We start from the raw sequence: 22918 nt of genomic DNA on the forward strand, positions 1-22918 counted from the left end.
CCCCCTGCTGATACTTAACCTTTGACTCCGGTCCCGGCATCTGTGGGGACAATGTATTGCTGCAAGAGGAGAAATAAGAGTAAGACTGGGGCAATGGCGATCGTTGACCCCGCAGCAATCAACCGCCAATCTAAGGAAAATGTCCCTTCTAATCGCGCCACTCCTAGGGGTAATGTATAAAATTCCGTGCGATCAATCACCAGTAACGGCCATAGAAAATCACTCCAAGACCCAATAAAGACAAATAGCGCTAACGTCACTAGGGCGGGTCTCACCGCAGGAATCATCACGTTCCACCAAATCCCTAATTCTGAACAACCATCCATGCGTCCCGCTTCTTCTAATTCCTTCGGTACTCCTTGAAAGGCTTGGCGCAATAAAAAGATGCCAAAAGCCGAGGCAAGAGAGGGCAAAATAATTCCTAAATAAGTGTTTTTTAACCCCAATTGTACGGTTAAGATATACAAGGGAATCATGACAATTTGAAAGGGAATCATAATCGTAGAGACTATCCCCGAAAAAATCAAATTCCTGCCGGGAAATTCTAAGCGGGCTAAGGGATAAGCCGCTAAGGCACAAAATATCACATTAAAGCTCACTGTTAGGAGCGCAATCAGGGTACTATTAAATAAATATTGTCCGAAGGGACTGGCTTGCCATACCCGGACAAAGTTCTCGAAGGTGGGTTCGGCGGGTAGGAATTGCGGAGGAACTTGAAAGATGTTTTCACTCGGGGATTTGAAGGCGGTACTCACCAGCCAAATTAAGGGAAGTAGGGTGAGGAAGGCGATCGCACTTAACAGGGCATAGAGGGCCAAGCGTTTCAATCGGGAGTGGGTTTGACGCGCAACGGTCAGCTTGAGGGAATCTTTCATAGAGGTTAGCCTTGAAAGTTGAAAATAAAGACAATCAAAGGGATTTAAACCGGAGCATTATAACACAAAATTCCATATTTTTCTAAAAAAATTCGGTTTTACTCTTTCTAAATTTTGGCCCAACCCCCTGAATTAAATTCAATTTTAGTCTTATTTAAACTCTCCTTTTCTATAGAACCTTTAACACTTAAAAATTACCAAAGTAATATCATCATGTAAGGCATTTTCTCCAAGGAATTGATTAAAATCTACTAAAATTGCCTGCTTAATTTCTTCCGCAGGCTGAGACCAAAATTGCCTCACCACTTCACATAATCTCTCAATTCCATACATTTGTTTGGCCTTGTTCCGGGCTTCGGTAATGCCATCAGTATAAAGTACGACTCCATCCCCCGGTGCAAGGTCAAGGGTTAGATAATTTAAAAATGGGGTGATATCCTCTTCTAGTCCGATGGGTAAGCCTAAATCCATCGTATCAATGCGCTCAAGCGTACCATTGGCCCGACCAATAATCACCTCTTCATGTTGACCGCTAATGATTAATTTGTAATTGGCATAATTAACCAGGGATAAAGTGATATTTTTATCACTCTCCATTCGTTGAATACTCTTATATAGAGTTTGATTTAAAGTATTTAATATCTCGATGAAATCATGGCTTTTTGACTCAATTAAGGTTCGGACAGCGGCTTGAGTCATCACCATTAAAATTCCGCTCTCTAAGCCATGTCCAGTGACATCGCCAATGCAAAACGCAATCCCTCCTGGATGGGGTAGAATATCGTAATAATCTCCCCCCACTTCTGTGGCAGACTGCATATAAGTTGCGATATCCAGTTCTTCAATGCCTTGGAGTTCTTTTGGTTTAGGTAAAACCATGTTCTGCATTTCCGCGAGAATGAGTAGTTCGGCTCCCATTCGGCCATTTTCAAGAGTGAGTTTGTGATTTAAAGCGGTGATGAGTTGATTGGCTTTGGCTAATTCCCCCGTGCGTTCTTTGACCTTTTCTTCTAACTGGTCAAACAAATCTTTGAGTTGATGAGCCATTGCATTAAAAGACTGGGCCAGTAGGCCAATTTCATCGGGCTTTTTAGCAATAACAGATTGGCTTAAATCCCCTTGGGCTGTTAATTGAACTGCCCGGTTTAATTGGCGCAGGGGTTGGATGGTTTGGGTAGAGATGACCCAGGTGATTCCCCCAACAGCGATTAAAACACCAACAGCAAGGACGGTGGAAAATTGCCAAAATTGGTAAACTTGATTTAAAATTTCTGACTTTTGTTGTTGAACGATCGCCCCCCATCCGTTTGCTAAAACGATGCTGTAAGAAACCCATTTATTCTGGTCACTATCCTCAAAAATTAATAAACCAGAACGCCCGTTAATCAGAGATTTGACCGGGGGATATTCATGAAAGTCTTGTAAGGCTTTGAATTGAGGAGAGTGAGGATGAGCGAGGATTTTACCCTGGGAATCTACAACAAAAGCATACCCGGTTTTACCCACCTTAATGGCTTGGACTTGTTCCGTGACTTCCGTGAGGGTAATTGCTAAGGCGAGAACCCCCACGATTTCCGGGTCCTCGGCATAAAGTGTCTGGTTAATGGGAGTGGAAAAAACAATAGCGGGTTTGTCTAAGGTTCGTCCTAAAAGAATTTCTCGGGATACTTCTTGTCCGGCGATCGCTTGTTTAAAATAGTTGCGATCGCCATAGTATTTGAGGGGGTTGCGATCGCTGCGGGCCACATTGAATCCATCGGTATCCAGGGTATTAATCAGATAAATATCTGGATACACGGCAATCCCTGCTTTTAAAACGGGTTCTTGTTCCTCCCCATCCATATCCCTAATAGCCGGTTGCAAACTCAAATTTTGAATAATTTGAACGACTTTCTGATCCCATTGGGTAACTTTATGGGCGAGAGACTCAGCTTGCAATATCAGTTTGTCTTCTGCCTCCTTCCGGAGAATTTGACTCCCTTGATAGCTGGCAATCAGCAAGGTTCCAAACATGGGAAGAACAACAGATCCAGAAATTAACAGGGTCAACCGCCAACGCAGACTGGTTTTGCATAATAACGCGACCATGTTTTATACTTTCGAGGGGTAGAGGAGATTAGAAGTTAAAGGGGAGAGGGTTTAATCCCCCTGTTGATCGGGATGAAGCATTCCATCCGATTTTCCCTTCAAATTCTCGGGAATGAAATTCTGCACCTGCTGCAGAAATGGGCCAAACTGTGGGGGGATATCTCTCCTTTGCCGCTGCGATCGCTTATCCCTTAATTTGGCAGTTTCATCAGGTTTGCACCCTGCTTGAGAACCGTTTAGCTTGCTCGTTCTCCGATTTGTAGAGTAATTTACACCTAATTATTTATTTTATCCTCCTCCCTCCCACCGGGTCAAGAGTTTTGACCCATGCTGTAGGGGGTCCGGGAAAATAGGAGAAGGTTTTACAGATCCACCCAGGACTAACGAGTGCGATCGCCAAGGGTTTTTGAACTAGAAAAAGGGGTTGCGGTTCACCCAGGGCATTGTGCCATTTCCCGGGACAAATTGTCATAAAACCTTAAATTTTCTACAAAAAAAACCTGGGGTTTTCTCTCTCGTCCCCTCCAACTCATTCCGATGGGATTTGTCGCCACCCAACTTCGGTACAAACTGCCTGCAAGGGTTTATCCCACAACGCGATGGGTAACTGAAGTAAATCGCCAAAACCGAATAGAATACCCACCGTGGGTTTAGACTGCCATTGCGGAAGAGACAGCAGGCGATCGTAAAATCCACCGCCATATCCCAGACGATATCCCTGGCGATCGCATCCCACCGATGGGACTAAAATTAAATCCACTTCATCCGCTTGCAACAAGGGTGCATCAGACATGGGTTCTAAAATTCCATACTTCCCTGATTTTAAAGTATCCCCGCTACTGTAGCGATGCCAAACTAACTGTTTATTCACGCAACGGGGAAGTCCCCACTGATGAGTTTTATCACTAAATAAAGGACTTAAATCCGGTTCTTGGCGAAAACTAATATAAGCTAAAATAGTTAGGGAGTTTTGATATAAATCCGTACATTGTAAATTGCCACAAATGCGATGACTTTTCTCCTGCCATTCTGCTGGAGAAAGAGCCTTACGCTTTTGGAGTAACTTGAGTCTGAGTTCCGCTTTCTCCAGTTGAGGGTCGAGAAACATTCGGGAATTGTCAACCATAAAATTGTGTTATAAACTTGGAGTAAGGACAAGGAATTCCCCGGTCCTTACCCGGTTCTTGCCACTTCACTTGCCGCCTAAGCTGCGTTTTCCCGATACCAAGCAATCGTTTTTTGCAATCCTTCTTTAAACCCAACCTCTGCCGTAAATCCAAACTCTTTTTTAGCCAGTTCCGTATCTAAACAACGGCGAGGTTGACCATTTGGCTTGTCTGTATCCCAGACCAGTTTGCCCTCAAATCCCATCAATTCGCAAATCAGTTCAATTAAATTGCGAATGGTGATTTCATAGCCCGTTCCCAGATTAACCGGGTCAGATTTATGATAGGATTGGGTAGCCATCACAATCCCTCGGGCAGCATCAGTGGAGTATAGAAATTCCCGAGAAGGAGTACCATCGCCCCAGACTACTAATTCTTGATCGGCCCGTTTTTGGGCTTCATGAACTTTACGAATTAAGGCCGGAATGACATGAGAACTGCTGGGGTCAAAGTTATCTTCCGGTCCATATAAGTTAACCGGAAGTAAATAAATGCCGTTAAAATTATATTGTTGCCGATAAGATTGCAGTTGGACTAATAAGGCTTTTTTTGCAACCCCATAAGGCGCATTTGTTTCTTCCGGATATCCGTTCCAAAGGTCATCTTCTTTGAAAGGGACGGGGGTGAATTTGGGATAGGCGCAGATTGTGCCAACACAGACAAATTTTTGCACGCCTGCTTGATAGGCGGCGTGAATTAGTTGTGTCCCCATCATTAAGTTGTCATAAAATAGTTCGGCTGGTTTTTCTTGATTCAAGCCGATTCCCCCGACATGGGCGGCGAGGTGAATGATAATATCTTGTTGTTGAACAACCTGCTGACAAACTTCCATGATTCGTAGGTCAGAATCACGCGATCGCGGGACGGTAATTTTAGCGGGATCTGCCCCATTATGGGTTAATTGGTCGATGACTTGCCGACCTAAAAATCCGGCCCCTCCGGTGACGAGAATACGTTTGTCTTTTAAGTCTAATGATTCCATTTAGCTTAACCTCTGATACTTAATACTTGAACGAGGCGGCGATCGCACCTGATGGTCCCCTCCCCAAGACACCGGGAAGGGGACCATCAGGTGCAGTTAAAGCGTAAAAAACCTACCCTTGTAAGTACCCCTCCCCAGTGTCTTGGGGAGGAAACGGGATTGGGTTGTGAATTAGTCCACCATGTGACCACTGTCTTGGCGGATAAAGGCGCGATCGATAATCGATTGTCCCGTGGGAGATTCTACCCCGATCGCCTTGAGGTCGGAATCCACCATTAAGGCCACCAATTGTTCAAAGGTAATCGACGGTTCCCATCCTAATTTTTCCTTCGCTTTACTAGGGTCACCAATTAATAAATCAACTTCGGCAGGACGTAGATAGCGGGGGTCGAATTCCACATAATCCTCCCAATTCAGGTTAACAAAATTAAAGGCTAAATCCAAAAATTTCCGAATCGAGTGGGTTTCATTAGTGGCAATGACATAATCATCCGGTTCGTCTTGTTGCAGCATCAACCACATGGCGCGAACGTAGTCTTTGGCATAGCCCCAGTCCCGTTGGGAATCCAGGTTACCGAGAAAGAGTTTTTTCTGCTTTCCGGCGACGATCCGGGCGATCGCCCGAGTAATTTTGCGGGTGACAAAGGTTTCGCCTCGTCGGGGAGAGTTATGGATCCAACCTTGGCCGACTCCAGCATGGAAGGTCCCGCTAGTGGTTGCTAAATCAAACAACCATCCTTGATAGTTAATCGCTTCAGCGGTGATCACTTCTGCGCGGGAGGTGCCTTGGGGTGGGGTGGCGTTGACGTGAATTTGATACTGTAGGCAGTCGCCTTGGGGTTCGGTGGCAATCCAGGCGGGTTGTTGCAGGGTGGTGATGGACATCCAATAGAGTCCAGCAGCAAGGAGGGCGGAGGGAGTTTGGACGGTGAAAGAGTCCCCAGCAAGGGGAGAAACCGCTTTAAATCCGTCTAAAAAGGCTAACCGTTCGCGATCGCCTGCATTGAGAATCCGCTTGGGAATGCGTTTGTCTTGGGATTTGCTGTACAGTTCGGACTGCAAGTAGTCCCCGTAAGCGGAATTGCCAGATAACTGGAGACGGGATGCGCCCAGGCGATCGCAACTTCCACCAGAGACTTTTCGCCAAGATGCAGCGAGGCGACTGGTTAAAGTTGGATCGGGAATTGTCAAGGTTACCTGACCTTTGCTGTCAATTTCTGCAGCAGCAACGAACACTCCTAGCAACCATGCCTCAGTTTCGGTGAGGTCAATTTGTTCAGGCGATCGCGGCAAGTCAATCAATGCCAAGGAATCCCCAACTTTGACCTCACCGGCAGGTTTTTCGACGGCCAATTCTCCTTGTTCCACAAACACAACGTGATCGCTTGTGGCATGGTAAACCGCACCCTCCGCAGCAATCCGATGTACAGTTTTGTTAGCTTGTTCTGGGTCACCATTCCAAGTTGCCGTCATGCAAGTCACTTGCGCCCACCCTTTGGCATCCCAGACTTCCAACCCGTTACCGTCCCTAATGTCCGTGGTATATCGAGTTTTATGGCCTGGATCCTGGTTATGGGGGACAATTTCCGCAATGGACACCAGGTCAATTAATCCATCCTGACGAATGAACACCGGAGTATTGTCAATCACGCATTCATGGTTGAACAGAATGCCATTACAGGCAAATAAATCATAAGATTCCCGATAATTGACCGTTTGCCAGTGCGCGTAAACCTTGGCGCAGGAATAGGGACTCCGGGGATAAAAGGGGGTCGTTTCCTTCTGCGGGACTTCCACAACCTTACCAAACATTTCCGAGGAACCCGCTTGATAAAACCGGACTTGGATCCCGGTGCGATGTTGGTAGTCGCGGATTGCTTCTAACAGACGCAGGGTTCCCATTGCCACAGTATCCACGGTGTACTCTGGGGAGTCGAAGCTGACTCGGACATGGGATTGAGCGCCCAGGTTGTAAATTTCAACGGGTTTGACTTCTTCGAGAATGCGGCGGAGAGTGACCCCATCGGTCAAATCGCCGTAATGGAGAAATAATCGGGCGGCTTCACTATGGGGATCCACATAAAGATGGTCGATCCGGTCGGTATTAAAGGTGGAAGTCCGGCGAATAATCCCGTGGACTTCATAGCCTTTTTCTAGTAATAATTCGCTTAAGTAAGAACCGTCTTGGCCGGTGATGCCGGTGATTAATGCCCGCTTACGTTGCTGCGTCATTTTTTATTTTTCCTCTCAATCTCTAGTTAAGTCTTTTGACTCAAAGTGGCGATCGCCTGAGTCTGTACTGAACCGCACCCTAATGATTATTTGCCGTGACCCCCATCCTGGGAATTTTTCCATCAGGGAGGGATTTATCAAATCAGTCTTTCACTTTATCGTGAATTTTGCCAGTTAATGTGAAAGAACCCTATAGTTTTGGCGTAGTTTTGGCGAACTTTTTGTAAATCGAGTCGTCCGGTTTCCGTTACGGGATGTTACAGGATTGTACTTCCTCCGGGTATCAACTGTCACCGTTTTCTTTAAATTTTCCCCGGGGTTTGGGGTGGGTAAGGCAAAAAAAATTTGCTGAAGCCTTGCGTCCTCAGCATAATTCCCGATCGCAGTCGGTGGGTTAAAGCGGGTGAACTGCACCAGCAAGAACACTGATGCAGTTCAGAGCAACAAGGCCCGTTAATAAGCCCCATTATTTTTAGGGAACAGCACCACTTTAAGGGTTTTTAAGACAATCCACAGGTCCATCCACAAGTTTTTAAAATTGACATAATAAACGTCAATTTGGATGCGCTTGGGATAGGGAATGTCATTTCGACCGGAGACCTGCCATAATCCGGTAATTCCGGGTTTAATGGTAAGGACTTTATCGATATATCGGCCATATTTGGGCAATTCTTCAACCACTAAGGGTCGAGGGCCGACAACGCTCATTTCACCTTTCAAAACATTCCAAAATTGGGGGAATTCATCCAGGCTTGTGATTCTTAGAAAATGGCCGATCCAAGTAATTCTTGGGTCTTGCTTGAGTTTGAAATTATCCTCAAATTCTTGACGCAGATGAGGGGAAGTTTCCATGATATCCAGCAAAACTTCGTCGGCATTGAGCACCATTGTCCTGAATTTAATGCATCCGAATTTTTTGCGGTTCTTGCCAACGCGCTCCTGCACATAAAAAATTGGGCCGGGGGAGCTAATGTAAATCAGCAGACCCAAAATCGCGTAAACCGGGGAAAACACGATTAGAACGCACAGGGAAAACACAACGTCGAACAGCCGCTTGGAAAATTCTCCGTTGATACCACTCAGGACGAAAGGCCAAAAAGTCCGTCTGGCAACCGCCCGAATCACTTTGCCGGAGATGAGTTGGCTATCGGCAGTCATCTTACTCCTTTAATTCACACCACACACAGTCCTGATTGTAAAGCCTTCAGACGTTTTGCACCGCGTCTGGAGAGTTCAGGTCACAGACACCCAGACAAAACTGACTCTTTCAAAGTGCCTGTCTTTCTGAGTCTGAGCGATTCATGCCGATTTACTTCCCGTCAGGAGGAGTTGATTACACCCTGCTCGCCTCAATCCTTTCAAATTGCAGATTATTTGTACAGGGGATGGAAAGAAAGCATTGCAGATTTTTTGGCTGATTTGGTGGTGCGATCGCTCAACTTAAGGGTCCCAGCAAGGTCTGTTTACCCATATACCATAAAACTAGCTTTTTATCAAGCCTTCGCCAGAAATTTCTGATAACACTCATTGATAAAATTGCGATAACGCTCCTGAAACACCTGGGGAGTGAACAGGGCCGCTTGTTCCCGCCCCGCTTGGGGATTAAACTGCGATCGCAACTGTTCAAAGCTCACCACCGCCTCCATTAAGGACCCTTCCGTTTGCTCACCAAAAAATAATCCCGTCCCCTCCGAGGGATGGTTGCGGATATCCAAAACCGTCTCTAACGCCCCACCCGCCCTGTATGCAATCACCGGCGTCCCACAAGCTTGAGCCTCCACTAAGGCAATCCCAAAATCCTCACAGGCAGCATACACAAACGCCTTCGCTCGTGCCATATAATCCTCCACCACCGGATCGGGTTGTTCCCCCAGCACCTCCACATTTGGCCCTGCGATCGCCCGAATTTCTGCCAACTCTGGACCCGTCCCAATCACCACCAACCGTTTTCCCAACTGATTAAACCCCCGCACAATGGTCCCCACCTTCTTATAAGGCACCAACCGCGCCACAGTTAAATAAAAATCCTCCTTCTGAGGTTCAAACCGAAAACGCTCCACATTCACCGGCGGATAAATCACCTCTGCTTCCCGCCGATAACACCGCCAAATCCTGCGCGCAGTATGCTGGGAATTGGCAATAAAATAATCCACCCGATTCGCCGAAATCACATCCCACTGTCGCAATCGATGCAGCAAATACCGCGTCAAAATTCCCGCCAATCCTCGCCCCGCCCCACTATTCTGTAAATAATCAAACGTTAAATCCCAGGCATAGCGCATCGGCGTATGGCAGTAACAGACGTGCATCTGATGCGGTGCCGCCAGCACCCCCTTCGCCACTGCATGAGACGAGGATAAAATTACCGGATATTCCCGCAAATCTAACTGTTCGATCGCTAGAGGTAACAAGGGCAAATACTTTTGAACTCCCTTTTTAGCACCCGGAAACTGTTGCAAAAACGTCGAACCAATCTGTTTTTTAAATAAATAACTCTCCGGATTTTTCGATTCAAAATCAATCAAGGCATACAGATCCGCATCCACTGCATTGAGAATTTCTTTAACCACCAGTTCTGACCCCCCAGTTGCATAAGGCGTCAGCCATTCATGCACCAGAGCATAATTTTTTACCATCAAATCCGCCGTCTCTAAATCTCTTCTCGTTCCCAGGCTCTGCCTGGGAATGCCATAAGGGAGGCTCTGCCTCCTCTTTTACGCCTACCAAATCCGGTATTCATAGGCTTTAGGTCTAAAAAACCCGCACCCTAAAGGGTGGGGCTATACTAACAAAGCCTGCCTACGCAGGCTACAGAATAAACCCGAGTTTCTTTAGGGTTTGGGAATCACCAAGTTGCCATAACTCAACTCCGTAATCGCCGTCCATTGGTGCATTTCTTCGCGAAATTTATTCCATTGTTCATAAATCCCGCGAAAAGTTGCATCTTTACTGGCACTTTCTGCATACAAGTCAAAAGTGACTTTTTTCGCTGCGTCGATAATTTCTTGACTGTAGGGCAGTAACTGAGTCCCCCCCGCTTTTAAGGTGGCTAGGGCTTCGCGATTGAGCACTTCATACTGGGCCAGCATATTCAAATTTGCCTCATAAGCTGCCGTTTTAAAGATTTCTTGATAATCCTTGGGCAGTTGAGCCCACTGGGACAGGTTCACCAACACATCCAAGGTCGGCCCTGGTTCCCACCACCCGGGATAATAGTAAAATTGCGCTGCTTTATTTAAGCCCAATTTGAGGTCATCATAAGGACCAACCCACTCTGCTGCGTCGATCGCCCCGCGTTCCAAGGCGAGAAAAATCTCACCTCCGGGCAACACCTGGACGTTGACCCCCAGTTTTTCCATCACCTGCCCCCCCAATCCCGGAATCCGCATTTTCAACCCATTCAGGTCCCGGACGCTCTTGATTTGACGCTTGAACCAGCCCCCCATCTGCACCCCGGTATTGCCTGCGGGAAAATTAATAATATTGAAATCGCTATACAGTTTCTGCATGGCCTCTAGTCCCCCGCCATGATACAGCCACGCATTCTGCTGTTGGGCATTTAATCCGAAGGGAACAGCGGTGGCAAAGGCGAGGGCTGGATTTTTGCCAATGTAATAATAGCTGGCAGTATGTCCGCATTGGACGGTTCCACTTTGCACGGCATCAAGAACCTGTAATCCCGGAACCAGTTCTCCAGCAGGATAGGGGCGAATCTCGAATCGGTTATCGGTCATTTCGGCGACGCGTTTGGCGATGGTTTGCGCGCCTCCATAGATGGTATCCAGGGAGGCGGGCCAACTGGTCGCCATATTCCAACGAATTCTGGGCAAGCTATCCCGAGAGGCGGCAGGACCTTTGGCCGCAGGACGACAGGCCGTGGCGGCAGCGGCACTCAGCGCACCTATGGCCCCATGACCGATGAGTTTTCTACGTTTCATAGTGTGTTTTTACCTTGCAGGAGGGTTGAGGGTTTTGCGGTGGCAAACACCGGATGATCTGCGTCCGAAGGTTTGTTCGGGATACTGATTTTATCACCCCTTTAAACTCTAAACTCTAAATTCCCCATGCTCTGGTTTTTTTTAGCAATTTCAACGGCTATTTTTACTTCGCTCCAAGATGTTTTAGGGAAAAGAACCCTACAAAATATCGACGCAACGATTGTGGCTTGGTCTTGGTCATTTTTTACGGCGTTGGTGTTACTGCCGGTGCAAGTTTTGGTAGGAATTCCTGATTTGGGCAGTCAATTTGGGGTCGCCCTGGCGGTGGGCAGTGTGCTGAATGCGATCGCCTCTGTGTTATATATCCAGGCGATTAGTACCTCGGATTTATCCCTCTGTTTGCCCCTGATTGCCTTTTCTCCCCTGTTTATGGCAATTTCTTCTCCGATTATTGTGGGGGAATGGCTCAGTTGGATGGATGGGTTGGGCATTGGGTTGATTGTCGGTGGGTCTTATTTGTTAAATCTCAAAGACCGCAGTCGGGGATATTTTGCGCCGTTTCAGGCCCTGGTGAGAGAACGGGGGCCGAAATTAATGTTGGTGGTGGCGTTGCTGTGGAGCATTACGGCGAATGTGGATAAGGTGGGTGTCCAAAATTCTTCGCCATTATTTTGGAGTTGGGCAGGGTTTTCGGCGATCGCCTTGTTGCAATTTCCCTTATTATTCTCCCGATCCCCAAATCCGGGGCGTCAGATTTCCCAACATTGGCTAGGGTTGAGTCTGATGGGACTCTGTACGGCGATCGCGGTCTTGTTTCAAATGCTGGCCCTGAAATTAACCCTGGTGGTTCAGGTGATCGCCATTAAACGCACAAGCGTTCTCTTCGGGGTGTTGTGGGGTAAGTTCCTGTTTCATGAGTCCGGAATTCGCGATCGCTTCTGGGGAGCAACTACCATGCTGATAGGGGTTGTCTTGATGACTCTGTTTTAACCCATTTGCGCTGCCTCTTTGGGGGAACCGAAGAAGCTGGCGGGTTTTTCGGCCCTTTCTCCACGGGGTGACATTCCCCAGTAAAATTAAGAACAATAGAAGATAAACCCGTAGTGCTATTCTGAGATGCCAAGGGGAGGGTGCTGCACTCAAGCTGTGGTCTCTCGTTCGCGATCGGTTCGGCGAGAGTTTCTCCGAATCCGAATAAAATGGGAAAGTAGAGATGCCTGGAGCAACTTTAATCTATGTCTAAACTTAGACTCATGGTAGTGGATGATGAGCGAGACAACCTGGATTTACTGTACAGGACGTTTCGGCGTGACTTTCAGGTACACAGAGCAGAAAGCCCTCTCGATGCGATCGGCCTGCTGGATACCGAAGGGGAAATGGCGGTGATTATTACGGATCAGAGTATGCCGGAAATGACGGGTCTGGAATTGTTGAGCAAGGCGAGAGTCCGTTTCCCCCATACCATCGGCATTCTGTTAACGGGGTACAGTGAGGATGCCCTAGAAGCCTCAGAAGATATGATGAATAAAGCTAATGTTTTTAAATGCATCAGTAAGCCCTTTGATACTCAGGACCTCAAGGCACTTGTTCAAACGGCGGCTGAAATATACCAAACTAATAAGCAAAGCGCGTAATTTTCACAAAGAAGCTCTTTTTCCCCATTCAGGGTGAATGGGGATTCTCCGATGAGTGGATTGTCCCTAACACACCGATGAGCCAAATCGGGTAGGGATGGCTCAAAGCACTCATGATGAGAAAATCAGGCGATCGCCGTTTGAACAATCCCCCATGATTGCCCTTTCCCTCAAAGCCTCCTCCTGGTGCAACCGGGCGGGTTGTTGCTACTTTTGATCCGGTTTCTCCTCCTGGCGATCGCAGCGGTTCTTTCAATTCCAGGGTCAGTCCCCTCCAAACCCTCTCCCCTGGAGATCCCACCCCTTGAGTCACCCCCTCTCCACCATCTCTCAATCGCTTTTATAAAACTTAAACCCTCCACCCTAAAATCTCCTCTCTAAACTTCCAAATCCCTCCCCTACAAATCTAGGGAATCCCTGACAAAAAGGCTATGAAATCCGCAGAATTTAGTTAATAATGAACAGTTGATCGGTATTGCAGTAGAGGCAAAAAGTAATGGGTCGCGCTACCAAAGTCGTCCTGGCATATTCTGGAGGAGTTGATACCTCCGTTTGCATTCCCTACTTAAAAGAAGAGTGGGGCGTTGAAGACGTAATTACCCTAGCGGCAGATTTGGGACAAGGTGAAGAACTTGGCCCGATTAAGGAAAAGGCTCTAACCTCCGGTGCCAGTATCTCCCTGGTGGAAGACGTGACGGAAATCTTTGTCAAAGATTATGCTTTTCCCGCCATCCAAGCAAATGCTCTGTATGAAAACCGTTATCCCCTGGGAACGGCCCTAGCTAGACCCTTAATTGCCAAAATCCTGGTGGAGGCGGCGGAAAAATATGGTGCCGATGCCGTCGCCCACGGTTGTACGGGCAAGGGCAATGACCAGGTGCGGTTCGATGTGTCGATCGCCGCGCTCAATCCCAATATTAAGGTCCTCGCACCAGCCCGGGAATGGGGCATGAGTCGGGAAGAAACCATTGCCTATGGTGAAAAGTTTGGCATCCCCACTCCCGTTAAAAAGTCCTCTCCCTACAGTATTGACCGCAATCTGTTGGGACGGAGTGTGGAAGCAGGTCCCCTGGAAGACCCCTGGACTGAACCGGAAGAAGAAATCTATGTGATGACGAAGGCGATCGCCGATACTCCGAATGAACCGGAATATGTGGAAATCACCTTTGAAGAAGGTCTCCCCACCCATATTAATGGCAAGGCCCTCTCTCCCGTGGCACTGATTACAGAGTTGAATGAGGTGGTGGGTCGTCATGGGGTCGGACGCATCGACATGATCGAAAATCGTCTGGTAGGCATTAAATCTCGGGAAATCTACGAGTCCCCGGCCCTCCTGGTCCTGATTCAGGCTCACCGAGATATCGAAAGTCTCACCTTAACCAAAGATGTCACCCAATACAAGCGCGGCATCGAGGAAACCTACAGCCAATTGGTTTACAACGGTCAGTGGTACAGTCCACTCAAAATGGCCCTGGATGCGTTTATCCAAAAGACGCAAGAGCGGGTCTCGGGCACGGTCCGGATTAAACTGTTCAAGGGCACGGCAAATATTGTCGGGCGCAAGTCGAATGAGTCTCTCTATGCGCCGGATCTGGCGACTTATGGGGCGGAGGATACCTTCGACCATAAAGCAGCAGAAGGGTTTATCTATGTCTGGGGTCTGCCGACTCGGATTTGGTCTGAGAAGGTTAGAGGCAATTAATCTCACCCTTTAATCAATGGTAATAAGGCAAAAGAATTGCGTTATCTTTTGCCTTTTGCCATCGGTGTTATCTAATTATTCTGTAATTCAATATTGGGTTATTCAATATATAGCGCGTCTACATGGATTGGATAATTTCTTAAAAAAATGGGTGCAATTGTAGGGTGGGCATTGCCCACCCTACTCCTATGGTTAGACTGTTGCAAGAGGCGCTATATAAGAGAGGATTTCCCCTACAACTGGTGTCCTGCCGATATCGCCATCGCTGCGGGTGATTCGGGTCAATGTTCCATGTTGTTAAGTTATCAAAACACAGGTTAATTATATTAAATTTTAAAAGAGTGTGCTAGGCTACCTCCGATGAGTGAGTAGAGTGCTTACAATCGGACTAATAAGAGCCAGCATCGGTTACTTTCGAGTTCGGGGTGATTGAATTCACAACGGAGCGGTGATGGGTGACAACCCTCCTGGGCCAAATTGGATGGATGCTGGAACAAATACCGTGCTGCTCTCTTCAGTGCGTTTTTATTATCAAGTTCTGATTAAGATATTTTTTGAGGTGAACATAATGACGTCCTCACAAGCCATCCGTCAGCCGATCGTATTTCAGCCGCAAACCTGTTTAGATGAGGCCACTCTGGCGACTATCGAACAAGCTGTCGCTCAGTGCGATCGCGGGACGTTCTTCGCGATTGACATGAGTCAGGTGGAGATGATTGACAGTCCTGGATTATTTACCCTGGTTTCGGCCCTGAGAACCGCTAGAGAGCATGGGTCCCGCCTCGCCATCTACCACCTCAAAAGCCCGGTTCGGGTCATTTTTGAAATTACTCAGCTCGATCGCATCTTTGAGATTTTTGATACCCAGGAAGAAGCGATCGCGGCGATCGCCCCAGAGTTGTGCTCCTCTAGTCCCAATTCTGACCTCGCTGCGGCTTAACTCTTCTGCTTTTAAGCATCATGGGTGTTATCTAAATCAATCATTGGAGACGAGTGGGGATTTGTCCCTCTCAACTTGCTCTCGCCTCCGCCTGTTTCTCACTTAAATGGACTCACTTTGCAATCGGAACGATAGTGAGGTCATAAATCGGCTGTCCGGTCAAGCAGTACCAATGACAGGTGACCAAATCCGGGTCTTGAATGCCCAAACTGGCTAGGGCGGGAACTGCTGGAAAGGGCCAGAGGCGATCAAAACAGAGACCCTCCTCACCCCATCCAAACTGAATTAAATAAGTAGCCGGAGGCGCTTCTAGCCAGTGGAGCAGCTTTCGTCCCAAGGCATAAATCGGTTGTCGCCAACGGTCCGGCAGATGCACGGGCTGGATGTATTGGGCCATCTCTTCAAGGCCCGGTTGTTTCTCATCGGCCAGTCCGATCGCCTCCCCATAAATCGGCCCTTTTGCTGTCAGTACCACCGGCAGCCAGAGGTTCCCCGTTCCCGGTGCAATCTGCCACCGTTCAGCTACAATGGTCCGCAACCCTTCCACATCCCGACAAGCGCCATAGAGGGGTTGTAGGTCCCCGATTACCGAGTCGGGGATATTTAAGCTTAAGGGACAAACCCACGCCTCACTATCCGGCACAGAAAGGTTTTTTATGTGAGAAATTGAGGAGACCTTCACCTCACAATGAGGATGAGTTTGAGCGATCGCCCCTTGGAAGGCTTCTACCATCCGGGCGATCGCCTCGGAGTCAGCACCGGGGAACCCCATTGCTGACGCCTCATCTTCGACAACAATCCAGACGAGACTAGGCATTGCCCAAGGACGGTAAACTGATATCGCCGCCATCGCCGCCGGAAATGCTGGGTAACTCCAGATGTCCGTTCTTGCGCTTGCTTCTAACCGCCAAGCGATAGCTGACACTTTGGAGTTCGGCATGGAGTTGCCGGTTTTCCCGTTGTAGCCGTTCCACCTTGTCTTTAACCTCTTCCATGCGATCGGCAAACTTCTGCCGATAAATTTCCGGTAACTCCTGGACCACCTGTTCCAGCATCCGGGCGCGATCGGTCAATTCCTGAACCGATTGGCGCAGATGATAAACCTCCCCATCTTTTTGAGCAATCTGCTCTTGGTAAAAGGACACCTGTTCCTCAACCCCTTGCAGTTGTTGGCGCAAGGACCGCATTTGAGCCAGGTATTCCTCGGGGACATCTTGAGACGTGGGTAGTAGGGAGTTATTGCCCTTGACTAACCGAAATAGTTCTTGGGAGAGTTGTTCAACAAGCTGGTCCCGCATCTGCAACTCTTCGCGCAGTTGAGACACTTCCGCCTGTAGGGAATGTAGGCTTTGGGCTTCTGATTGGCTCACGATGGTTCGCAGCTCCTTAATTAACTAAATATCGGTTTATGTAATTGTTAGCGGAAGCGGGGGCGATCGTCATCCTCCCCCAATCGGTGTTCTGTGTTAATTTACCATTTCACTTCGAGATTGGCACTAATTTTCAACATTCTGTTAAGAAACTTCAGCATTTCATCACGACTTGGGTGGCTCCAGGCTCCCGGTAAGTAGGAGGCCCTAACCCCAAATCCCTAGTCTGGGAGGACAACCTAGATTAGAAAACGGGTTTCTGGAGACAATCTGTGCGCTTACCATCCCATTTAGGCTAGAAACCCCATTTCTGCTCCCGACCCGAAAGCCCCAGGGGGCCTCAAACCCTGCCTCCCTAAATCTTTACACAAATTTTACCCGAGCTTGACCGATAGATTAGGTAGAGTTATGATTGTAGCTATTGCGATGAAGCAAAAAAAAGTTAAAATAGTTCGTAGCCGGAAACAAAAACAGCAGCAGTCCAGTTGTCTAGCACGGGTCCTCACCGACTCGATGAGTAAAAGGGCTCGCCTGGTTTAAAAGGATGTAGAAAATGCTGAATCTTGGATGACCACCTCTAAGGGGAATTATCAATCCATCGGCAGTTCTTCTGCCTCTTGAAAACCCCCTCATTTTTTCCCTCGTCATCCCTGGGATTTTCCGAGGTTTAGGTATAACTAAGGGGGAGCCAAAACCAGGCCAGGTCATCAATTCGGTAAAAATTCTGTGTTAGAGATCACTGCGGCTACCACCAACCTGTAAGATACTAGGCTAGGGAGCAACCTACCGGGGTGTCAAAATGCTTACAACAGTCAACAAAGAACTCAAGAGTGAGAGTTTGGAACTCCTACGAGCCTACCAAACCTCTCCCACGACCCATCTGCGGAATCAAATTGTCCAACTGAATATTGGGCTAGTTCGCAAAGAAGTCCATCACTGGATGCAACAGTGTACGGAAACTTATGACGATCTCCTGCAAGTGGGCTGTTTGGGCTTGATTCGGGCGATCGAACGGTTTGATATGTCGAAGGGGCACGCATTCAGTTCCTTTGCGGTTCCCTACATTCGTGGGGAAATTCAACATTATTTGCGGGATAAAAGTCCATCGGTGCGGATTCCGCGCCATTGGTTAACCCTGCAACGACAGGCAACTAAGGAAATTCAGAAACTGCAAGAAAGTCTAAATCGCCATCCCTCCGATATGGAAGTGGCGTCTGCTTTAAAGATTTCTGTTACGGAATGGCAAGAAATCAAGCTCGCCTGTCGCAACCGAGCTCCCCTGAGTTTGGATGCTCCAGTGCAGGATGATGACGAAGGCGCAGCATCCCTGGGGGAATTGGTGCCGGATGCCGGGTATCGCAGTTTCCAGTTAGCGCAGGAAGACCAAATTCGCCTGCAATTGGCCCTAGGCAAACTAGAGGATGGGACTCGCAAGGTCCTAGAGTTTGTATTTCTGCATGATTTGACTCAGAAAGAAACAGCGGAACGGATGGGGATTAGTTCGGTAACCGTTTCTCGCCGCGTGAAGAAAGGTCTAACTTCCCTCAAAAAAATGATGGGAGGAGCGGAATAGCTCAAAAACTGCTTATGGTGTAGAAAATAGAATAATAAATAGAAGTAGTGCCAAGCGCGATCGCCACCTCAGCGGCGATCGCGCAATGTTTGTTGAAATTTGGCATTCGGTGGAGAGGGGGGTGCGAATAACTGCGGTAAGGGGAGCATTTGAATGGACAAACCGCAGCTATTGTTGAGGTCTCTTACCATCATTCCCATTTATTGAACTAATCCTAACATCTCTTTCGGCATGACCGTATCTTGGAGATTGGCCCCTATTAAATTAATATTGGCCAAATTGGCAGCACTTAAGTTGGCATCGGTGAGATCGGCAAAGGAGAGATTGGCATCGGTGAGATTGACTCCTTCGAGATTGGTTCGGGTTAAGGTGGCGCTGTTGATATAGGCCCCTTGGAGATTGGCCCCTTCCAAATTGGCGCCGGTTAAATCCGCACCTTCGAGGTTGACATCTTGCAGGTTTGCACCGGAGAGGTCCGCATTTCGCAAGTCGGCACCAATCAGATGGGCTCCGCTTAAGTCTGCACCGGCGAGGTTACAAGCGGCACAGAGATTGGTTTCGATTAATTGGTTGATGTGGGTGGGATTTTCTGCGAAGGCAGGGGTGGCAGATAAGAGGGTGATGGAGAGTGCAGCGATTTTTAAAAGGGTGGTTTTCATTGGAGTTTTCTCCTTTAATGCTATATTTATATTTTCGCTGGTTTGGGGAGATAATGCAGCGATCGCTCACCCCAAATAGGAGTGAGATATTTGCAATATTTAGGCGATCGGCGTCCTTGCCAAAAATCCCCACTCTGGTATAATTAGCAAAGATATTTCGCGGTTTACGGGTAATTAATGCGGCGGGGATGAGGTGTCTCACCCCTCACTTAGCTAGAAATTGGGGTAAATTGGGGTAGATTTAGGTATAATTTACTGGGAAAACTGCGGATATCAAAAACATGAGTCCCATGACCCCGGATGAATCGGAGAAAATTGCCCAGTTAATCGCGAGTTTACCGAGCGATCGCCTCTTAGAACAGTGTCAAACCCCGCAACAACAGGTAGAATGGCATAACTCCAGGACCAATCAGCAGATGATTGCCGAGGGTTGGCAAGCGAAATTTAGCGGGCGATTATTGGATGACTCTATTGCTGATGCCTGCGATCGGGGCAAAATTTCCCCACATAAACATGATTTAATTAACTTAAGAGTCAATCTTTATCGAGAACAATGGCAACTGATTAAAATTGCTCACCCCCATATCCAAGCATGGCATCAGGCAATTTATCAACAGACTCAAAAACATCCCAAATTCTTCCACGTTTTACCCTTCTGGCATAAATTGTTCTCCCCCGGGTTTAAAGCGCCCTATCCCTTTGTCACACCCTGGGAATTGTTTTCAAAAACCCTCGAAGAAGAGGTTAATGCACCCATTGAATGGTCATTAGAACCCTATTATGTCGTTCCGGTGAAGAAATGGCGAACTGCAACCGGACTGCTAAAAGAGCAATTTGAGAATTTGAACGAAGATGGCAGTTATCCGGAACAGAAACCCTCCACAGGGGATAAACTCAAAAATCAGATTGTTTATGACAAAGTGACCTTTTCCTGGTTTGGGTTCACCCTATTTGTCTGCCAATTTGTCACACTCAAAAATCCCACGATTCGGCAGCAATACATCGCCTTTAATCGCACCCTTGCCGAATATTACAAAATGGGTATCCGTGCCAGTCGCTCCGTGCGCGGGTTTGCTTGGCAGAAGGGAGAGCAAGTCCCGACTACCCAGCATGGTGGAACATATCGTAAATAGGGCTAAAACACAAGTTTTTTTAATAAAAGTTCACATCAGGTCAAAAAAATTCGCCTCCCCGAGAACCCTGATATGATCAACCTATCAACTTTGGTGTTCTCGGAGAATGATTGTGAGATTCAATTCATTAAAATCCCTTGGCATTTTTTCCAGTTTGGGATTCCTGTTGGTTGCCGGTATCCTGAGTGCGGATGCCGGAGATTTGGGGATGAAATCCTTGCCGCCACAGCAGTCTGTCCAAATTAGCCAAAACAATTTAGGTCCCGTGAGTGGACAATGGAGGATTGCTATTGAGGTGACTGCACATACGAACCCAGAAGTGAGTACCCAACCCAATTACTGGCTACTCACTTCCCTGGAACAAAACGGGATAGAATTATCGGGGCAAATTCTTGATGCGAGTCAAAGTGCTTGTACAGATGCGGAAATATCGGGGACTGTTGAGGGAAATCAAGTCAATTGGATAATGCATTATACGGGTTCTTGTTGTCGAGGTGGCATGATGAAATTTGAGGGGGTGATGGTTTCACCAACTACGATTGAAGGGACTTTAGTTCCAGTGGGGAGTTCACCGCCCAATTGTACGTTATGGTCGGCGAATGTGGTGGCCAGTTATGGGAATTATTATTATAAATGATTTTTGGGGATTTTAACCACTGATTTCACGGATTTTCACAGAAGAGGATTTCGCGGAAAATTGGGGAATGTTAGCCCGCGCAGGCGTGTCCTGAGCCCAGCCTGCCCTGAGCTAGTCGAAGGGTCGAAGGGCGGGCTATAGCCCTAACGGGCATGGCTTCGCTAGTGTCCGTTTAGCCCCACCCTTTAGGGTGCGGGTGGGGCGAACAATCCTACTTGCCTTTGGCAGTAGCTTTGGATTGTTTGGCTGATTTTTTAGCTGCTTTTTCTGCGGTTATTTTGGCTTGGCGTTCTTGTTCTTTTTCTTCGGCTATTTTATCGAGATAGTAGTGATAGTCTCCGAGGTAGGGACGAAATTCACCGTCACGGATTTCGACTATTTTATTGGCGACTTTGGAGATAAAATAACGGTCGTGGGAGACGATAATCACCGTGCCATCGTAGTTTTGGAGGGCTTCTTCTAGCATCTCTTTGGCTGGGATGTCTAGATGGTTTGTGGGTTCGTCTAGGAGTAGCAAGTTTGCGGGACGTAGGAGCATTTTTGCTAAGGCTAAACGGGCTTTTTCTCCTCCACTAAGGGCTTCTACGGGTTTGAATACGGTGTCTCCACTGAAGAGAAATCGCCCGAGTAAGGTGCGAACTTCTTCGTTTTTCCATTCGGGTACTTCGTCATGAATGGTGTCCATGACGCTTTTGGTGAGTTCTAAGGCTTCGGCTTGGTTTTGTTCAAAATAGCCGGGAATGACGTTATGTTGTCCGAGTTGGATGCTGCCTTCTTTGGCTGTTTCCATTCCCATGATCATTCGCAGCAGGGTGGATTTGCCGCAACCGTTGGGTCCTAAGAAGGCGATGCGATCGCCTCGTTCAACGAACAAATCAGTGCCTAAAAACAAGATTTTGTCGTCGTAGGTATGCACCAAGTTTTTGATATCTACGACTTCTCGTCCACTGCGAGGGGCTGGGGGAAATTGGAAGCGGAGGGTTTTTAATGTGCCTTCCGGTGCTTCGATGCGTTCGATTTTTTCGAGTTGTTTTTCCCGGCTTTTCGCTTGGGTACTGCGGGTGGCACTAGCCCGGAAGCGATCGACGAAGACTTGTTGCTTTTCTAGTTCTTTCTGTTGGCGTTCGTAGGCGCTCAGTTGTGCTTCGCGGTTGAAGGCTTTTTGTTCTAAATAGGAGGAATAGTTGCCGAGGTAGGTGGTGGAGACGCCTCGTTCGGTTTCAACTATTTGGGTGCAGAGGCGATCGAGGAATTCCCGGTCATGGGAAACGATGACCATTGGGGTGATTAATCCCTTGAGGTAGGTTTCTAACCATTCGATGGTTTCTAGGTCTAGGTGGTTTGTCGGTTCATCCAGCAGCAACAAGTCAGGACTTTGTAACAAAATTTTGCCTAAGCTCATCCGCATCTGCCAGCCACCGCTAAAGGCACTGACGAGGCGATCGCCATCTTCCTGGAGGAATCCCATTTCAGGCAGGATTTTCTCGATTTGCGCTTCTAGGGTATAACCATCTAAGGCTTCAAATTTGCGGTGCAGTTTATCTAGTTTGTGGATGAGTTTGTCCAGTTCTGCTTCGTCAGCGCTTTCCATTGCGTGTTGGACGTGCAACAGGTCATGCTGGACTTGGTTTGCCTCGGTAAAGACGGTCCAAAATTCTTCCCGGACTGTACGGGTGGGGTCTACCTCGAATTCTTGGGTGAGGTAGGCGATATGGAGGTTGGACGGACGGATAATTTCTCCGGCAGTGGGTTCGATTTCCCCGGCAACGATTTTGAGTTGGGTAGATTTTCCGGCCCCGTTGACGCCGACTAAACCAATGCGATCGCCCGGTTTGACTTCCCAGTTAATATCTTTGAGAACTTCGCCAGTCGGGTAAATTTTACTAATATGTTCGAGTCGTAGCATCCAATATCTCCAAGGCAGAGGGAACAAAGGCAAGTTCAGCGACGGATTCCGGAAAAAACAGACGCGATCGGGGCATCTGGGGG

Annotated in this window: 22 protein-coding genes and 1 pseudogene; 8 read left to right on the plus strand and 15 right to left on the minus strand. The window is 47.8% G+C overall.

Annotation, left to right across the window (positions count from 1 at the left end; translation table 11 throughout):
* Window positions 1-14: 14 nt before the first annotated feature.
* Window positions 15-875, minus strand: a complete 861-nt coding sequence (locus NG792_RS25165) for a carbohydrate ABC transporter permease (protein ID WP_261237209.1) — start codon at window positions 873-875, stop codon at window positions 15-17.
* Between the two features lie 180 nt (window positions 876-1055).
* Window positions 1056-2963, minus strand: a complete 1908-nt coding sequence (locus tag NG792_RS25170) for a SpoIIE family protein phosphatase (RefSeq protein ID WP_261201460.1) — start codon at window positions 2961-2963, stop codon at window positions 1056-1058.
* Window positions 2964-3100: 137 nt separating this feature from the next.
* On the opposite strand from NG792_RS25170, the gene NG792_RS25175 reads away from it, so the two are divergent.
* Complete coding sequence (locus tag NG792_RS25175; protein WP_261237210.1) at window positions 3101-3226, plus strand: hypothetical protein; 126 nt, start codon at window positions 3101-3103, stop codon at window positions 3224-3226.
* 266 nt (window positions 3227-3492) lie between these two features.
* Here the strand turns inward: NG792_RS25175 and NG792_RS25180 are convergent, their stop codons facing one another.
* The 7 genes and pseudogenes from NG792_RS25180 to NG792_RS25210 all read right to left on the minus strand — a co-directional run bounded on the left by NG792_RS25180 (window position 3493) and on the right by NG792_RS25210 (window position 11281).
* Window positions 3493-4089, minus strand: coding sequence for a 5-formyltetrahydrofolate cyclo-ligase (locus NG792_RS25180; RefSeq protein WP_261201462.1), 597 nt, complete (start codon window positions 4087-4089; stop codon window positions 3493-3495).
* Between the two features lie 77 nt (window positions 4090-4166).
* Window positions 4167-5111 carry a GDP-L-fucose synthase family protein gene (locus NG792_RS25185; protein WP_261201463.1) on the minus strand — a complete coding sequence of 315 codons (945 nt, stop codon included), beginning with the start codon at window positions 5109-5111 and terminating at the stop codon, window positions 4167-4169.
* 171 nt (window positions 5112-5282) lie between these two features.
* Complete coding sequence (locus tag NG792_RS29105; RefSeq protein ID WP_353961576.1) at window positions 5283-6584, minus strand: GDP-mannose 4,6-dehydratase; 1302 nt, start codon at window positions 6582-6584, stop codon at window positions 5283-5285.
* A gap of 180 nt (window positions 6585-6764) precedes the next feature.
* A pseudogene (locus NG792_RS25195) lies at window positions 6765-7343 on the minus strand (GDP-mannose 4,6-dehydratase); the annotation flags it as partial.
* Between the two features lie 453 nt (window positions 7344-7796).
* Window positions 7797-8501, minus strand: a complete 705-nt coding sequence (locus NG792_RS25200) for an undecaprenyl-phosphate galactose phosphotransferase family protein (RefSeq protein ID WP_261201464.1) — start codon at window positions 8499-8501, stop codon at window positions 7797-7799.
* A gap of 335 nt (window positions 8502-8836) precedes the next feature.
* On the minus strand, window positions 8837-9979 hold the full coding sequence (locus tag NG792_RS25205) for a glycosyltransferase (protein WP_261237213.1): 1143 nt from the start codon (window positions 9977-9979) through the stop codon (window positions 8837-8839).
* A 195-nt stretch (window positions 9980-10174) separates the two neighbouring features.
* On the minus strand, window positions 10175-11281 hold the full coding sequence (locus NG792_RS25210) for a TRAP transporter substrate-binding protein (protein WP_261237215.1): 1107 nt from the start codon (window positions 11279-11281) through the stop codon (window positions 10175-10177).
* Between the two features lie 126 nt (window positions 11282-11407).
* Between NG792_RS25210 and NG792_RS25215 the strand changes: the two genes are divergently transcribed.
* Both NG792_RS25215 and NG792_RS25220 read left to right on the plus strand, forming a co-directional pair.
* Complete coding sequence (locus NG792_RS25215; protein ID WP_261237217.1) at window positions 11408-12271, plus strand: DMT family transporter; 864 nt, start codon at window positions 11408-11410, stop codon at window positions 12269-12271.
* A 245-nt stretch (window positions 12272-12516) separates the two neighbouring features.
* A complete protein-coding gene (locus NG792_RS25220; RefSeq protein WP_261201468.1) occupies window positions 12517-12915 on the plus strand; it encodes a response regulator in 399 nt (132 codons plus the stop codon).
* Between the two features lie 28 nt (window positions 12916-12943).
* Here NG792_RS25220 and NG792_RS25225 read toward each other — a convergent pair whose 3' ends face one another.
* Window positions 12944-13171, minus strand: coding sequence for a hypothetical protein (locus NG792_RS25225; protein WP_261201469.1), 228 nt, complete (start codon window positions 13169-13171; stop codon window positions 12944-12946).
* 240 nt (window positions 13172-13411) lie between these two features.
* On the opposite strand from NG792_RS25225, the gene NG792_RS25230 reads away from it, so the two are divergent.
* A complete protein-coding gene (locus tag NG792_RS25230) occupies window positions 13412-14617 on the plus strand; it encodes an argininosuccinate synthase (RefSeq protein WP_261201470.1) in 1206 nt (401 codons plus the stop codon).
* Between the two features lie 568 nt (window positions 14618-15185).
* The gene (locus NG792_RS25235; RefSeq protein ID WP_261201471.1) at window positions 15186-15557 is read left to right on the plus strand and encodes an STAS domain-containing protein; all 372 of its coding nucleotides are present in this window, start codon (window positions 15186-15188) and stop codon (window positions 15555-15557) included.
* 112 nt (window positions 15558-15669) lie between these two features.
* Here NG792_RS25235 and NG792_RS25240 read toward each other — a convergent pair whose 3' ends face one another.
* Together NG792_RS25240 and NG792_RS25245 are read right to left on the minus strand one after the other, a co-directional pair.
* Window positions 15670-16374, minus strand: a complete 705-nt coding sequence (locus NG792_RS25240) for a hypothetical protein (RefSeq protein ID WP_261237218.1) — start codon at window positions 16372-16374, stop codon at window positions 15670-15672.
* Window positions 16367-16927, minus strand: a complete 561-nt coding sequence (locus NG792_RS25245) for an Npun_F5560 family protein (protein WP_261201473.1) — start codon at window positions 16925-16927, stop codon at window positions 16367-16369. The genes NG792_RS25240 and NG792_RS25245 overlap by 8 nt, the downstream gene beginning before the upstream one ends.
* A 799-nt stretch (window positions 16928-17726) precedes the next feature.
* On the opposite strand from NG792_RS25245, the gene NG792_RS25250 reads away from it, so the two are divergent.
* On the plus strand, window positions 17727-18500 hold the full coding sequence (locus NG792_RS25250) for an RNA polymerase sigma factor SigF (RefSeq protein ID WP_261237219.1): 774 nt from the start codon (window positions 17727-17729) through the stop codon (window positions 18498-18500).
* Between the two features lie 68 nt (window positions 18501-18568).
* Here the strand turns inward: NG792_RS25250 and NG792_RS25255 are convergent, their stop codons facing one another.
* Together NG792_RS25255 and NG792_RS25260 are read right to left on the minus strand one after the other, a co-directional pair.
* Window positions 18569-18694: a hypothetical protein gene (locus NG792_RS25255; protein ID WP_261237220.1), complete on the minus strand. Its 126-nt coding sequence runs from the start codon at window positions 18692-18694 to the stop codon at window positions 18569-18571.
* Window positions 18695-18700: 6 nt separating this feature from the next.
* Window positions 18701-19159 (minus strand): pentapeptide repeat-containing protein, encoded by a 459-nt coding sequence (locus NG792_RS25260; protein ID WP_261237221.1) that lies wholly within the window; start codon window positions 19157-19159, stop codon window positions 18701-18703.
* 281 nt (window positions 19160-19440) lie between these two features.
* Here NG792_RS25260 and NG792_RS25265 point away from each other — a divergent pair, with 281 nt between their 5' ends.
* Complete coding sequence (locus NG792_RS25265) at window positions 19441-20292, plus strand: hypothetical protein (RefSeq protein ID WP_261237222.1); 852 nt, start codon at window positions 19441-19443, stop codon at window positions 20290-20292.
* Window positions 20293-20404: 112 nt separating this feature from the next.
* Entirely contained in the window at window positions 20405-20929 is a 525-nt protein-coding gene (locus tag NG792_RS25270; protein WP_261237223.1) for a hypothetical protein, read from the plus strand.
* 211 nt (window positions 20930-21140) lie between these two features.
* Here the strand turns inward: NG792_RS25270 and NG792_RS25275 are convergent, their stop codons facing one another.
* Window positions 21141-22835 carry an ABC-F family ATP-binding cassette domain-containing protein gene (locus NG792_RS25275; RefSeq protein ID WP_261237224.1) on the minus strand — a complete coding sequence of 565 codons (1695 nt, stop codon included), beginning with the start codon at window positions 22833-22835 and terminating at the stop codon, window positions 21141-21143.
* Window positions 22836-22918: the final 83 nt, after the last annotated feature.

It is taken from the genome of Laspinema olomoucense D3b (genome assembly GCF_025370785.1).
GTDB lineage: Bacteria > Cyanobacteriota > Cyanobacteriia > Cyanobacteriales > Laspinemataceae > Laspinema > Laspinema olomoucense.

Excerpts from the sequence above, each read along its gene's own strand:
- NG792_RS25165 (WP_261237209.1), bottom strand. The coding sequence starts at position 875 with ATGAAAGATTCCCTCAAGCTGACCGTTGCGCGTCAAACCCACTCCCGA.
- NG792_RS25170 (WP_261201460.1), bottom strand. The coding sequence starts at position 2,963 with ATGGTCGCGTTATTATGCAAAACCAGTCTGCGTTGGCGGTTGACCCTG.
- NG792_RS25175 (WP_261237210.1), top strand. The coding sequence starts at position 3,101 with ATGGGCCAAACTGTGGGGGGATATCTCTCCTTTGCCGCTGCGATCGCT.
- NG792_RS25180 (WP_261201462.1), bottom strand. The coding sequence starts at position 4,089 with ATGGTTGACAATTCCCGAATGTTTCTCGACCCTCAACTGGAGAAAGCG.
- NG792_RS25185 (WP_261201463.1), bottom strand. The coding sequence starts at position 5,111 with ATGGAATCATTAGACTTAAAAGACAAACGTATTCTCGTCACCGGAGGG.
- NG792_RS29105 (WP_353961576.1), bottom strand. The coding sequence starts at position 6,584 with ATGACGGCAACTTGGAATGGTGACCCAGAACAAGCTAACAAAACTGTA.
- NG792_RS25200 (WP_261201464.1), bottom strand. The coding sequence starts at position 8,501 with ATGACTGCCGATAGCCAACTCATCTCCGGCAAAGTGATTCGGGCGGTT.
- NG792_RS25205 (WP_261237213.1), bottom strand. The coding sequence starts at position 9,979 with ATGGTAAAAAATTATGCTCTGGTGCATGAATGGCTGACGCCTTATGCA.
- NG792_RS25210 (WP_261237215.1), bottom strand. The coding sequence starts at position 11,281 with ATGAAACGTAGAAAACTCATCGGTCATGGGGCCATAGGTGCGCTGAGT.
- NG792_RS25215 (WP_261237217.1), top strand. The coding sequence starts at position 11,408 with ATGCTCTGGTTTTTTTTAGCAATTTCAACGGCTATTTTTACTTCGCTC.
- NG792_RS25220 (WP_261201468.1), top strand. The coding sequence starts at position 12,517 with ATGTCTAAACTTAGACTCATGGTAGTGGATGATGAGCGAGACAACCTG.
- NG792_RS25230 (WP_261201470.1), top strand. The coding sequence starts at position 13,412 with ATGGGTCGCGCTACCAAAGTCGTCCTGGCATATTCTGGAGGAGTTGAT.
- NG792_RS25235 (WP_261201471.1), top strand. The coding sequence starts at position 15,186 with ATGACGTCCTCACAAGCCATCCGTCAGCCGATCGTATTTCAGCCGCAA.
- NG792_RS25240 (WP_261237218.1), bottom strand. The coding sequence starts at position 16,374 with ATGCCTAGTCTCGTCTGGATTGTTGTCGAAGATGAGGCGTCAGCAATG.
- NG792_RS25250 (WP_261237219.1), top strand. The coding sequence starts at position 17,727 with ATGCTTACAACAGTCAACAAAGAACTCAAGAGTGAGAGTTTGGAACTC.
- NG792_RS25255 (WP_261237220.1), bottom strand. The coding sequence starts at position 18,694 with ATGATGGTAAGAGACCTCAACAATAGCTGCGGTTTGTCCATTCAAATG.
- NG792_RS25260 (WP_261237221.1), bottom strand. The coding sequence starts at position 19,159 with ATGAAAACCACCCTTTTAAAAATCGCTGCACTCTCCATCACCCTCTTA.
- NG792_RS25265 (WP_261237222.1), top strand. The coding sequence starts at position 19,441 with ATGAGTCCCATGACCCCGGATGAATCGGAGAAAATTGCCCAGTTAATC.
- NG792_RS25275 (WP_261237224.1), bottom strand. The coding sequence starts at position 22,835 with ATGCTACGACTCGAACATATTAGTAAAATTTACCCGACTGGCGAAGTT.